Source organism: Halorubrum sp. Atlit-26R (assembly GCF_003666015.1).
GTDB lineage: Archaea > Halobacteriota > Halobacteria > Halobacteriales > Haloferacaceae > Halorubrum.
Genome location: NZ_QPLT01000449.1, coordinates 1 through 484, shown reverse-complemented (window position 1 = coordinate 484; position 484 = coordinate 1). Strand labels below are relative to the sequence as shown.

Sequence of the window (484 nt, the reverse complement as noted above, 5' to 3'; positions counted from 1 at the left end):
GCCGCAACCGGCCGACGGGGCGATGCGCCTGTGGGCTCACCACGCCGTCGCCCACGGCGCGGACGCCGTCGTCTACTTCCGCTGGCGTCGCTGTCGTCAAGGGCAAGAACAGTACCACGCCGGGCTTCGGCGGCAGGACGGCTCTCCGGACCGCGGGTACCGCGAAGCATCGACCGCCGCCGACGAACTGTTCGACTTGGATTCGGTCGATGCGTCAGTCGCGCTCGTCCACGACTACGAGAGCCTGTGGGCGACGCGTTCGCAACCTCTCTCGCCCGACTGGGACTACTGGAACCACTTACGGACGTACTACGATGCGCTTCGCGCCCGCGGCGTGCAGGTCGACATCGTCTCGCCGGAAGCGACTCTCGAACGGTACGACGCGGTCGTCGCACCGACTTTGTATCTCGTCGGCGACGAACTGTCGACCGCGCTGACCGACTACGTCGATTCGGGTGGCTGTCTCCTCCTCGGTGCTCGAACG

Annotated in this window: 1 protein-coding gene; it reads left to right on the top strand. The window is 66.9% G+C overall.

Going from position 1 to position 484, the window contains the following annotated elements:
* The coding region (locus DVK07_RS21400) for a beta-galactosidase trimerization domain-containing protein (protein ID WP_199719728.1) at window positions 1-484 on the top strand (484 nt) is incomplete at both ends.